Origin of the sequence: Aliiroseovarius marinus (genome assembly GCF_050881025.1) — a bacterium.
Classification (GTDB): domain Bacteria; phylum Pseudomonadota; class Alphaproteobacteria; order Rhodobacterales; family Rhodobacteraceae; genus Aliiroseovarius; species Aliiroseovarius marinus_A.
This window is the reverse complement of record NZ_JBNNXQ010000001.1, coordinates 135652-148192: the sequence shown is the minus strand read 5'-3', so window position 1 is coordinate 148192 and position 12541 is coordinate 135652. Positions and strand designations below refer to the sequence as shown.

The 12541-nt window shown below is 59.2% G+C and carries 12 protein-coding genes; all 12 read left to right on the top strand.

Annotated features, from left to right (window positions below; genetic code table 11):
* The 12 genes from nuoF to nuoN all read left to right on the top strand — a co-directional run bounded on the left by nuoF (window position 1) and on the right by nuoN (window position 12539).
* Window positions 1-1296 (top strand): NADH-quinone oxidoreductase subunit NuoF, encoded by a 1296-nt coding sequence (nuoF, locus tag ACRY08_RS00660; RefSeq protein WP_432447880.1) that lies wholly within the window; start codon window positions 1-3, stop codon window positions 1294-1296.
* A gap of 146 nt (window positions 1297-1442) precedes the next feature.
* Window positions 1443-1862 (top strand): DUF5333 domain-containing protein, encoded by a 420-nt coding sequence (locus ACRY08_RS00655; protein WP_432447879.1) that lies wholly within the window; start codon window positions 1443-1445, stop codon window positions 1860-1862.
* 59 nt (window positions 1863-1921) lie between these two features.
* The gene (nuoG, locus tag ACRY08_RS00650; RefSeq protein ID WP_432447878.1) at window positions 1922-3943 is read left to right on the top strand and encodes an NADH-quinone oxidoreductase subunit NuoG; all 2022 of its coding nucleotides are present in this window, start codon (window positions 1922-1924) and stop codon (window positions 3941-3943) included.
* Window positions 3944-3963: 20 nt separating this feature from the next.
* Window positions 3964-4404 carry a hypothetical protein gene (locus tag ACRY08_RS00645; RefSeq protein WP_432447877.1) on the top strand — a complete coding sequence of 147 codons (441 nt, stop codon included), beginning with the start codon at window positions 3964-3966 and terminating at the stop codon, window positions 4402-4404.
* Window positions 4405-4418: 14 nt separating this feature from the next.
* Window positions 4419-5456 carry an NADH-quinone oxidoreductase subunit NuoH gene (gene nuoH, locus ACRY08_RS00640; RefSeq protein WP_432447876.1) on the top strand — a complete coding sequence of 346 codons (1038 nt, stop codon included), beginning with the start codon at window positions 4419-4421 and terminating at the stop codon, window positions 5454-5456.
* A gap of 3 nt (window positions 5457-5459) precedes the next feature.
* A complete protein-coding gene (gene nuoI / locus ACRY08_RS00635) occupies window positions 5460-5951 on the top strand; it encodes an NADH-quinone oxidoreductase subunit NuoI (protein ID WP_432447875.1) in 492 nt (163 codons plus the stop codon).
* Between the two features lie 6 nt (window positions 5952-5957).
* Window positions 5958-6368, top strand: coding sequence for a carboxymuconolactone decarboxylase family protein (locus tag ACRY08_RS00630; protein WP_432448825.1), 411 nt, complete (start codon window positions 5958-5960; stop codon window positions 6366-6368).
* A complete protein-coding gene (locus tag ACRY08_RS00625) occupies window positions 6365-6979 on the top strand; it encodes an NADH-quinone oxidoreductase subunit J (RefSeq protein WP_432447874.1) in 615 nt (204 codons plus the stop codon). Before ACRY08_RS00630 ends, ACRY08_RS00625 begins: the two co-directional genes overlap by 4 nt.
* Window positions 6980-7059: 80 nt before the next feature.
* The gene (nuoK, locus tag ACRY08_RS00620; protein WP_108856011.1) at window positions 7060-7365 is read left to right on the top strand and encodes an NADH-quinone oxidoreductase subunit NuoK; all 306 of its coding nucleotides are present in this window, start codon (window positions 7060-7062) and stop codon (window positions 7363-7365) included.
* 6 nt (window positions 7366-7371) lie between these two features.
* Entirely contained in the window at window positions 7372-9543 is a 2172-nt protein-coding gene (gene nuoL / locus ACRY08_RS00615; RefSeq protein ID WP_432447873.1) for an NADH-quinone oxidoreductase subunit L, read from the top strand.
* Window positions 9543-11090, top strand: coding sequence for an NADH-quinone oxidoreductase subunit M (locus tag ACRY08_RS00610; RefSeq protein WP_432447872.1), 1548 nt, complete (start codon window positions 9543-9545; stop codon window positions 11088-11090). Before nuoL ends, ACRY08_RS00610 begins: the two co-directional genes overlap by 1 nt.
* 12 nt (window positions 11091-11102) lie before the next feature.
* Entirely contained in the window at window positions 11103-12539 is a 1437-nt protein-coding gene (nuoN, locus tag ACRY08_RS00605; RefSeq protein ID WP_432447871.1) for an NADH-quinone oxidoreductase subunit NuoN, read from the top strand.
* Window positions 12540-12541 lie beyond the last annotated feature (2 nt).

Below are 12541 nucleotides of genomic sequence, written 5' to 3'. Positions count from 1 at the left end.
ATGCTGCAGGATAAAGACCGGATCTTTACCAACCTCTATGGCATGCACGACCGCACCCTTGCGGGCGCGAAAGCGCGCGGCCACTGGGACGGCACGGCCGGGATCATCAAGAAGGGGCGCGACTGGATTGTCGAGCAGATGAAAGCCTCGGGCCTGCGTGGTCGCGGTGGGGCGGGTTTCCCGACCGGTCTGAAATGGTCCTTCATGCCGAAGGAAAGCGACGGGCGTCCGGCCTATCTGGTGATCAACGCAGACGAGTCTGAGCCCGGCACCTGTAAAGACCGCGAGATCATGCGCCATGACCCGCACACGCTGATCGAGGGCGCGCTGATCGCCTCTTTCGCGATGGGGGCCAACACCGCCTATATCTATATCCGTGGCGAGTTCATCCGTGAACGCGAAGCGCTACAGGCCGCCATTGACGAGGCCTATGACGCGGGCCTTCTGGGCAAAAACGCCGCCAAGTCGGGCTTTGATTTCGACCTGTTCCTGCATCACGGGGCAGGGGCCTATATCTGCGGTGAAGAAACCGCTCTGATCGAAAGCCTCGAGGGCAAGAAAGGCATGCCGCGCATGAAGCCGCCGTTCCCGGCGGGCGCGGGTCTGTATGGCTGCCCGACCACTGTGAACAACGTGGAGAGCATCGCCGTTGTGCCGACCATCCTGCGTCGCGGCCCTGAGTGGTTCGCGGGCTTTGGCCGCCCCAACAACGCGGGCACCAAGCTTTTTGGCATCTCGGGTCACGTGAACAACCCCTGCGTGGTTGAAGAGGCCATGTCGATCAGCTTTGAAGAGCTGATTGAAAAGCATTGCGGCGGCATTCGCGGCGGCTGGGACAACCTGAAAGCGGTCATTCCGGGCGGCTCCTCCGTGCCTTGTGTGCGCGCTGAGAACATGCGCGACGCGATCATGGATTTCGACTATCTGCGCGGCGAACTTGGCTCGGGCCTTGGTACGGCTGCTGTGATCGTCATGGACCAGTCCACCGACATCGTGAAAGCGATCTGGCGCCTGTCGAAATTTTATAAACACGAAAGCTGCGGCCAGTGTACGCCGTGCCGCGAAGGCACCGGCTGGATGATGCGCGTGATGGATCGTCTGGTGCGCGGCGAAGCGGATGTGGAAGAGATCGACATGCTGTGGGATGTGACCAAACAGGTCGAAGGCCACACCATCTGTGCGCTGGGTGACGCGGCCGCTTGGCCCATCCAAGGTCTGATCAACAATTTCCGTGACGAGATCGAAGACCGCATCCGTGTGAACAAGCAGGGCAAAGCCAGCCTGGCCGCGGAATAAGCGGGCCAGGGTGCGAAAGGGAACCAAGCGATGATCAAGCAAGGCAACATACTGAAAACAGGCGGTTTCGCGCCCGTTTCAGCGCGTTGTTATTGCATGACAACGGGTCTGATCCCCATCTCCTTTGTATACAAAGGAGACCTCTCATGATGAGTATTCGCACTGTTCTTTTGGCCACCGGTTTTGCTGTCACAGCCAGCACAGGCGTGGCCGCGGCCGCAGATTTCAACGTGTTGCGCAAAGATGCGCGCATGCATGCCGAACTGCTGGGTGCCTCTGTCGCCTATCTGCTCGACGAGAACTGTTCCGAACTGGGGCTGCGCAAGCTGCGCCTTCTGAACAAGGCCTATTCGCTGCGCAAACATGCCATGTCGCTTGGCTTCAGCTCGAAAGAGGTGATGGCCTATGTGGACAGCACTTCTGAGCAGAACCGGTTCCGTGCCATTGCAGAGCCTCTTTTGGCGGGCAAGGGCGTGGTGAAGGGGCAGGAAGACACTTATTGCACGGTGGGCCGTGCAGAAATTGAAAAAGGCACCTTTGCCGGTTCGTTACTTTACGAACGCTGAGGGGCTGACATGTGCGGGATCGGGAAAACCCGGGCCGCGTAAACGAAAAAGGGACCGTGATGAGCGACCTGAAAAAGATCGTCATTGACGACATGGAAGTTGAAGTTGATGGCGCAATGACGCTGATCCAGGCCTGTGAAGTGGCCGGGATTGAAGTGCCGCGTTTCTGCTATCACGAGCGTCTGTCGATTGCCGGCAACTGCCGCATGTGTCTGGTCGAGGTTGTGGGCGGACCGCCCAAGCCGGCGGCCTCTTGCGCCATGCAGGTGCGCGATCTGCGCCCCGGTCCTGAAGGCCAGCCGCCGGTCGTGAAAACCAACTCGCCCATGGTCAAGAAGGCCCGCGAAGGCGTGATGGAGTTCATGCTGATCAACCACCCGCTGGATTGCCCGATCTGCGATCAGGGCGGCGAATGCGACCTGCAGGATCAGGCGGTGGCTTACGGTCTGTCCGGCACGCGGTTTACCGAAATGAAGCGCGCGGTGGATGATCTGGATCTGGGGCCGCTGGTCTCGACCGCAATGACCCGCTGTATTTCCTGCACCCGTTGCGTGCGTTTCACGACCGAGGTCGCGGGCATCAGCCAGATGGGCCAGACCGGTCGCGGCGAAGATGCCGAGATCACCAGCTATCTGAACCAGACGCTGGACTCGAACCTGCAGGGCAACATCATTGACCTGTGCCCGGTGGGCGCGCTGACCTCGAAACCATATGCCTTCACGGCCCGCCCGTGGGAGCTGACCAAGACCGAAACCATCGACGTGATGGACGCGCTTGGGTCGAACATTCGCGTCGACACCAAGGGCCGCGAAGTCATGCGGGTTCTGCCGCGCAACCATGATGGCGTGAACGAGGAATGGATTTCCGACAAGACCCGTTTCATCTGGGACGGTCTGCGCCGTCAGCGTCTGGACGTGCCTTACATCCGCGAAGGCGGCAAGCTGCGCAAAGCCAGCTGGGGCGAGGCCTTGGCCAAGGCCGCCGAGGCCATGAAGGGTGCCAGCAAAGTCGCCGGTTTGATTGGCGATCTGGCATCTGCCGAAGCCGCGTTCTCACTCAAGACCCTCATCGAAGGGCTGGGTGGCAACGTTGAATGCCGCACCGACAACGCCCGCCTGCCGATTGGCAACCGCTCGGGTTATGTCGGTACGGCCTCGATCGAGGACATCGACAACGCGAAGTTCATCCAATTGATCGGCACCAACCCGCGGGTTGAAGCGCCGGTTCTGAACGCCCGCATCCGCAAGGCGTGGCTGAAAGGGGCCGAGGTGGGTCTGGTCGGCGAAGCCGTTGATCTGACGTATGATTATGCGCATGTGGGCAATGACCGCGCGGCGCTGGCAAGCCTGATCGGCAAAGACTATGGCGCTGTGAAAGAGGCACCTTCCGTGGTGATCGTGGGGCAGGGCGCTCTGCGCGAAGCCGATGGTCTGGCCGTTCTGTCCAACGCCATGAAACTGGCCGAAGACACCGGGTCGAAGCTGCTGGTGCTGCACACTGCCGCTGGCCGCGTCGGCGCGATGGATCTGGGTGCCGTGACCGAAGGTGGCATGGAGGCCGCGACGCAAGGCGCCGACGTGATCTTCAACATGGGTGCTGATGAAATCGAGATCGCTGATGGGCCTTTCGTGATCTATCAGGGCAGCCACGGGGACCGGGGTGCCATGCGCGCCGATGTGATCCTGCCGGGTGCTGCCTATACCGAAGAAAGCGGGCTTTTCGTGAACACCGAAGGCCGTCCGCAGGTCGCGATGCGCGCCAATTTCGCGCCGGGTGAAGCCAAGGAAAACTGGGCCATCCTGCGGGCGCTGTCGGCGGAACTGGATGCGACACTGCCGTGGGACACGCAACCCGCTCTGCGCCGCGCGATGGTCGAAGCCGCACCGGTTCTGGGCGGCGTGGACCAAGTGGCCGAGAACGAATGGCAGGCGCTGCCGGTCGAGAAGATGGGCAATGCCTCCTTCCGCTATGTGATTGGCGATTTCTACCTGACCAACCCGATTGCACGGGCGTCCGAGGTGATGGCCGAGCTGTCGGCTCAGGCGCGCGCGCGTGCCGGGTCGAAACTGGCGGCGGAATAAGAAGGGGAACGGGCGCGGTGATGCGGAAGGTCGATCATAACACGCAAAAAGGCGGGGTTTCCCCCGCCCGGCTGTCGGGCGCGGTTGCGCTTGGCGCGCTGGCCGCGTGTACCTCGACCGCGACGCAATTGGACCGCGCCGCCCAGCCTTTCACGCCGGTCTATCAGGGGGTCGAAACCCGCCTTTTGGACGGCGATCTGGTAAACTTTCACGTGACCATGACGGGCGCGCGGAACAATGACGATGTGGCGGCATATGGCGAATGTGCGGCCGCGCAATATGCGCTGATCCGGGGCTATGGTTTTGCCCGGCATCTGCGCACCAATGTGAATGAGAACGGCAAAAGCTGGACTGGGGATGCGATCTATACGATCTCGGCGGCGCTACCGCGCGGGCTGAAGACGATAGACGCGGAAGTCACCGTGCAGAATTGCCGTGAAAACGGAATACCGACGGTCTGAGGGCATGAAGAGAGATGATTGAATTCTTCACCACAACAAATCTGGGCATCGCGCTTTTGATCATTGGTCAGTGTTTGCTGATCGTGGTCCCGCTTCTGGTGGCGCTTGCTTTCCTGCTCTATTTCGACCGTAAGGTCTGGGCAGCCGTGCAGCTGCGCAAGGGGCCCAACGTGGTTGGTGCCTTTGGTGTGCTGCAGTCCTTTGCGGACTTCCTGAAATACGTGCTGAAAGAGATCGTGGTGCCTGCCGGCGCGGATCGTTTCGTCTTTATGCTCGCCCCGATGCTGAGCTTCGTGCTTGCCATGGTCGCCTGGTCGGTGATCCCGTTCAATGACGGCTGGGTTCTGGCCGATGTGAACGTGGCGATCCTGTTTGTCTTCGCGGTCTCCTCGCTTGAGGTTTACGGCGTGATCATGGGCGGCTGGGCGTCAAACTCGAAATACCCGTTCCTTGGCTCGCTGCGCTCTGCCGCGCAGATGATTTCTTACGAGGTGTCGATCGGCCTGATCATCATCGGTGTGATCATCTCGACCGGGTCGATGAACTTCGGTGACATCGTGATGGCACAAGACGGCAAAGGTCTCTTGAGCTGGTACTGGCTGCCGCATTTCCCGATGGTCTTCCTGTTCCTGATCTCGGCTCTGGCGGAAACCAACCGCCCGCCGTTTGACCTGCCGGAAGCGGAATCGGAACTGGTGGCGGGTTACCAGGTGGAATACTCCTCGACCCCGTTCCTTCTGTTCATGATCGGTGAATATGTGGCCATCGTTCTGATGTGTACGCTGATTTCGATCCTGTTCTTTGGCGGCTGGTTGAGCCCCGTGGAGGCGCTGCCGGATGGCATCCTGTGGCTCTTTGCGAAGATTTTCTTCTTCTTCTTCGTCTTCTCGATGGTGAAGGCCATCACGCCGCGCTACCGCTATGACCAACTGATGCGCATTGGCTGGAAAGTCTTCCTGCCCTTGTCGCTGGCCTGGGTCGTTCTGGTCGCATTCTTCGCCCAATACGGGGCATTCTGGGGCGCTTATGCCCGCTGGACCGTGGGGGGCTGATCGATGGCTTTTGACTACGCACGCGCAACGAAATACTTCCTGCTGACGGACTTCATCAAAGGGTTCGGGCTGGGGCTGAAATACTTCTTTTCGCCCAAGGCGACGATCAACTACCCGTTTGAAAAAGGTCCGCTGAGCCCGCGTTTCCGTGGGGAACATGCGCTGCGCCGCTATCCCAACGGGGAAGAGCGTTGCATCGCCTGTAAACTCTGCGAGGCGATCTGCCCGGCACAAGCGATCACCATCGATGCCGAACCGCGCGAGGATGGCTCGCGCCGCACCACGCGTTATGACCTTGATATGACCAAATGCATCTATTGCGGCTTCTGTCAGGAAGCCTGCCCGGTGGATGCGATTGTCGAGGGCCCGAACTTCGAATTTGCCACCGAAACCCGTGAAGAGCTGTTTTACGACAAGGAAAAACTGCTTGAGAACGGCGAACGCTGGGAAGCTGAAATTGCGCGCAACATCGAACTTGATGCGCCCTATCGCTAAGGACACCTGATGAACGACTTCTCGAAAAAATATGCGGAAATGATGGAGCAGGGCACGATGATGCTGCGCGCCTTCAATCCTGCGCTCGAGAAGTTCGTGCCCGAGGGCCTCGACAAGCTGATGCCCACCATGCCGAAAGACATGATGGATATGATGTTTGGCAATACCTTCAACAAAGACGGTCTGGATGCCAAGACCCGCATGCTGGTGGGCCTTGCCGGGCTTGTCGCGGCAGGCGCGCAGGCCGGTCCGCAGATCAAGGTGACCGTGCGCCATGCTTTGGAAGCAGGTGCAACTGAGAAAGAGATCGCGGAAGTGATCTATCAAATGTCCATGTTGGGCGGCCTTCCGGCGATGAACCGGGCGCTTGAAGAAGCAAATGCCGTCTTTGACGAAAACGAGGAGGGGGACGCATGAGCGTTGCCGATTTCGCCTTTTACCTCTTTGCCCTGACGACTGTCGTGGGCGGGTTCTTTACCGTGATTGCAAGGAACCCGGTTCATTCGGTCCTGTGGCTGATCACCGCCTTTGTCGGCGCGACGGGCTTGTTTGTCCTTCTGGGCGCCGAGTTCGTGGCGATGCTCTTGATGATCGTCTATGTGGGCGCGGTTGCGGTGCTGTTCCTCTTTGTCGTCATGATGCTGGACGTGGATTTTGCAGCCCTCAAGGCCGAGATGTCCAAATCCCTGCCGCTGGCGCTTCTGATCGGTGTGATCCTTCTGATGGAACTGGGCACGATCTTCGGCACCTGGCAGTTCTCGGACGGGGCCGAGGCCGCGCGCGCCTCTGTCACGCCTGCGATGGACGAGGTGCATAACACGCTGGCTTTGGGTCAGATCCTTTACACCGATTACATCCTCTTGTTCCAGCTGGCCGGTCTGATCCTGCTGGTCGCCATGATCGGCGCCATCGTTCTGACGCTGCGCCACCGCACCAATGTGAAACGCCAGAATGTGGTCGCCCAGATGCACCGCGACCCGGCCAAAGCGATGGAGATCATCGACGTGAAACCGGGGCAGGGGCTTTAAGGGGCAGAGATGAGAAATACGCACAAAAACAGGGCCAGCTGCACCGGCACCATGGCCCGGAACGGAAGGGACGACATCTAATGGTAGGTCTTGAACATTATCTCGCAGTTGGGGCGGCGCTGTTCGTCATCGGCATTTTCGGGCTCTTCCTGAACCGTAAGAACGTCATCATCCTGTTGATGTCGATCGAACTGATGCTTCTGTCCGTGAACATCAACCTTGTCGCCTTTTCGTCCTATCTGGGCGATCTGACGGGGCAGGTTTTCACGCTCTTTGTTTTGACTGTGGCCGCTGCTGAAGCTGCCATTGGTCTGGCGATCCTTGTCAGCTTCTTCCGCAACCGCGGCACAATCGCTGTCGAAGACGTCAACGTGATGAAAGGCTAAAGGCAAATGACACAGATCATCCTTTTTGCCCCCCTTATCGGCGCGCTGATCGCGGGCTTTGGTCACCGGTTCATCGGCGACAAGGGCGCGCAAGTTCTGACCACGGCGCTGCTGTTTTTGGCGGCGGGTCTTTCGTGGATCACTTTCCTTGGGCTGGGGTCGGAAACGCAGACCATTCACCTGCTGGACTGGGTGCAGTCGGGCAGCTTGAGCGTTGACTGGTCGATCCGTCTGGACCGTCTGACCGCGATCATGCTGATCGTTGTGACGAGCGTTTCGTCGCTGGTTCACCTCTATTCCATGGGCTACATGGCCCATGATCCGCAGTTCGAGGGCGAAAGCTATCGCCCGCGTTTCTTTGCCTATCTGTCGTTTTTCACCTTCACCATGCTGATGCTGGTGACCTCGGACAACCTGCTTCAGATGTTCTTTGGCTGGGAAGGCGTCGGTGTGGCCTCATACCTGCTGATCGGCTTTTACTATAAGAAACCTTCGGCCAACGCCGCAGCGATCAAAGCATTCGTTGTGAACCGAGTGGGTGACTTTGGTTTCGCTCTGGGCATCTTCGGTCTTTTCTATCTGACCGACAGCATCCGCTTTGACGATGTCTTCGCAGCCGCCCCCGCGCTGGCCGAGACCGACATCCACTTCCTGTGGCGCGACTGGAATGCGGCCAACCTGCTGGCCTTCCTCCTATTCGTTGGCGCGATGGGTAAATCGGCGCAGCTGATCCTGCACACCTGGCTTCCCGACGCGATGGAAGGCCCGACGCCCGTGTCGGCGCTGATCCACGCCGCGACCATGGTGACCGCCGGTGTTTTCCTTGTCTGCCGCATGTCGCCGCTGATGGAATACGCGCCCGAGGCCACTGGCTTCATCGTCTTCCTTGGCGCCACCACCGCCTTCTTCGCGGCCACCGTGGGCCTTGTGCAAAACGACATCAAACGCGTGATCGCTTATTCGACCTGTTCGCAGCTGGGCTACATGTTCGTAGCAGCTGGCGTCGGTGTTTACTCGGTCGCCATGTTCCACCTGTTCACCCACGCTTTCTTCAAAGCGATGCTCTTCCTTGGGGCCGGTTCGGTCATCCACGGCATGCATCACGAACAGGACATGCGCAACTACGGCAACCTGCGTAAGAAACTGCCCATCACCTTCTGGGCGATGATGATTGGTACGCTGGCCATCACCGGTGTCGGCATTCCGCTGACGACGATTGGCTTTGCGGGCTTCCTGTCGAAAGATGCGATCATCGAAAGCGCTTATGCAGGCACCAATGGCGGCTATGCTTTCTGGATGCTGGTCATCGCGGCGCTCTTCACCAGCTTTTATAGCTGGCGTCTGATGTTCCTGACCTTCTATGGCAAGGAACGCGGCGACAAGCACACCCATGAGCACGCCCATGAAAGCCCGCTTGTCATGACCATCCCGCTGGGTGTTCTGGCCCTTGGCGCGATGTTTGCCGGTATGATCTGGTATGGCTCGTTCTTCGGGAAAGAAGAGCAGGTCAATAAGTTCTTCGGCATCGAGGCCCATGCCAGCGCGCATCATGACGATCACGGCGAGGCTGCGGATAGCCATGCTGATGATCATGCGAAAGATGATCATGCTGCGGATGACCACAGCCACGATGACGCGGCCCATGCCACGGACGAGGCCCATGCCGAGACCATGGCCGACCCCGCCCATGCGCCGGTCGCTGCGGCCCATCACGGCGAAGCGCCGAAAGGTGCGATCTACATGGGCGCGGACAACCACGTCCTGCATGACGCGCATTACGTGCCCAAATGGGTCAAGGTCTCGCCCTTCATCGCCATGCTGATCGGTTTCGTGACAGCCTTCTGGTTCTATATCGTGAACCCGAGCCTGCCCAAGCGCCTCGCGGCGACCTTCCCGCTGGTCTACAACTTCCTCCTGAACAAATGGTATTTCGACGAGATCTATGACGTCCTTTTCGTCAAGCCCGCCTTTGCCATTGGTCGGTTCTTGTGGAAACGCGGCGATGGCAATGTGATTGACGGCTTCCTGAATGGCGTCGCCATGGGCATCGTGCCCTGGTTCACCAAACAGGCAGGTCGTGCACAGACCGGTTACGTCTTCTCTTACGCCTTTGCGATGGTCCTTGGCATTGTCGCTTTGGTGACCATTATGATCCTCTTCTCGGGTGGTGCGCACTAATGAACAACCTGCTTTCCATCATCACCTTCCTGCCGCTGGTCGCGGCGGTGATCCTGGCGCTTTTCCTGCGCGGGGATGACGAAGCGGCCGCGCGCAACGCCAAATGGCTTGCGCTGGCAGCAACGGTTGCAACCTTCCTGTTTTCGCTTCTGGTGATCACAGGGTTTGACCCTGCCGACACGGGCTTTCAGTTCGTGGAAGAGGGCAACTGGATCATGGGTCTGAAATACAAGATGGGCGTCGACGGGATTTCGGTCCTCTTTGTGATGCTCACCACCTTCATGATGCCGCTGACCATCTGGGCCAGCTGGGGCGTGACGTCCCGCGTGAAGGAATACATGATTGCCTTCCTTCTTCTGGAAACCCTGATGCTGGGCGTCTTCATGGCGCTGGATCTGGTGCTCTTCTACCTGTTTTTTGAGGCAGGTCTGATCCCCATGTTCCTGATCATCGGTATCTGGGGCGGGAAAGAGCGTATCTACGCCTCGTTCAAGTTCTTCCTCTATACGTTCCTTGGCTCGGTCCTGATGCTGGTCGCGATGATCTATATGTTCATCGACGCGGGCACGACGGATATCCCGACCCTGATGGCACACAAGTTTGGATCGGAAGACTTCAGCCTTCTGGGTATCCAGATCGTGGGTGGCGCACAGACGCTTCTGTTCTTGGCCTTCTTCGCCAGCTTCGCGGTGAAAATGCCGATGTGGCCGGTGCACACTTGGCTGCCGGATGCACACGTTCAGGCACCCACCGCAGGTTCGGTCGTTCTGGCCGCGATCCTTCTGAAGATGGGTGGTTACGGCTTCCTGCGCTTCTCGCTGCCGATGTTCCCCATTGGCGCAGACGTGATGGCGTGTTTCATCCTGTGGATGTCGGCAATTGCCATCGTCTACACCTCGCTGGTGGCGCTGGTGCAGGAAGATATGAAAAAGCTGATCGCCTATTCCTCGGTCGCGCACATGGGCTATGTGACCGCCGGTATTTTCGCACTCAATCAACAGGGTGTGGACGGGGCGATCTTCCAGATGATCTCGCACGGCTTCATCTCGGGCGCGCTGTTCTTGTGTGTGGGCGTGATCTATGACCGCATGCACACACGTGACATCGACGCTTATGGTGGCCTTGTGAACCGCATGCCGGTTTACGCGCTGATCTTCATGTTCTTCACCATGGCCAATGTGGGTCTTCCCGGCACCTCGGGCTTCGTTGGTGAATTCCTGACACTGGTCGGCATGTTCAAAGCCAACACCTGGGTGGCGCTGGTTGCGACTTCGGGCGTGATCTTCTCGGCCGCTTATGCGCTTTACCTTTACCGCCGCGTCGTCTTTGGCGACCTGATCAAGGAAAGCCTGAAATCGATCACCGAGATGAACGCCCGCGAGAAAGCGATCTTTGCCCCGCTGGTTTTCATGACTCTGCTTCTGGGTGTCTACCCGTCGTTGGTGACTGATATCATCGGCCCCTCGGTCGAGGCACTTTTGACCAACTACCACGCCGCCGTGCCTGCTGCTGACGCAGCGGACATGGCTCAGGCCGCATCGCATTAAGGAGAGCAAGAAATGAGCTCTGTTGATATTCAAACGGTTCTGCCTGAGCTGATCCTTGCGATCTATGCCATGGTGGCGCTTCTGGGCGCGGTCTACACGTCGAAAGACGCGCTGGCCAAGCCGATCACATGGATCACCGGCGCCGTGATGGCCGTCGTGGCCCTGATGATCGCAGGCGGGTCTGGCACGACCGAGGCCTTCGGCGGCATGTTCATCGACGACGCCTATGCGCGCTTTGCCAAAGTGGCGATCCTGCTGGCCGCCGCTGCCGTTCTGGTGATGGGCGAGGCGACCATGTCGCGCCGTGGCCTTCTGAAATTCGAATACCCCATTCTGGTCACGCTGAGCACTGTCGGCATGATGATGATGGTGTCGGCGGGCGACCTGATGGCGCTTTACATGGGGCTCGAGCTGCAATCGCTGTCGCTTTATGTCGTGGCATCGCTGAACCGCGACAGCGTGAAATCGACCGAAGCTGGTCTCAAGTATTTCGTGCTGGGCGCGCTGTCGTCGGGCTTGCTGCTTTACGGCTCCTCGCTGGTCTACGGCTATGCGGGCACCACGCTTTTCTCGGGCATCATCGAGGCGGCAGATCACGGCCATGTAGGCCTTGGCCTTCTGATCGGTCTGGTTTTCGTGACCGCCGGTATGGCCTTCAAGGTCTCAGCCGTGCCCTTCCACATGTGGACGCCGGACGTCTACGAAGGCGCGCCGACCCCGGTCACCGCCTTCTTTGCCACCGCGCCGAAACTGGCGGCGATGGGCCTTTTCGCCCGCGTCATGTTTGACGCCTTCGGTCAGGCCGTGGGCGACTGGCAGCAGATCATCGCGCTTCTGGCTGTCCTGTCCATGTTCCTGGGCGCCGTGGCCGCGATCGGTCAAACGAACATCAAACGCCTGATGGCCTATTCGTCGATTGCCCATATGGGCTTTGCGCTTCTGGGTCTGGCGGCGGGCAGCGCCTATGGCATTCAGGCTATGCTTTTGTACATGGCCGTTTACCTGACCATGAACATCGGCACCTTCGCCTTCATCATGTCGATGGAGCGTGATGGCCGCCCGGTCACGGACATTTCTGCGCTGAACCAGTTTGCCGTGAATGACAAGCTCAAGGGTCTGGCGATGCTGGTTCTGTTGTTCTCGCTGGCAGGTGTGCCGCCGATGCTGGGCTTCTTTGCCAAATATGGCGTGTTGATCGCGGCCGTTCAGGCGGGCATGACTTGGCTGGCTGTGGCCGGTGTGATCGCCTCGGTGATCGGTGCCTTCTATTACCTGCGCATCGTCTACTTCATGTATTTCGGTGACGAAGGCGAAGGGCTGGAGCTGAACATGTCGCCTGCCGCATGGGCCGCGCTGATGGGCTCTGCTGCCATCGTGCTTTTGGGTGTCGTGAACTTCTTCGGCATCGAGGGTGCGGCTGCCGCTGCGGCCGAAGCCCTTGTCAAATAACG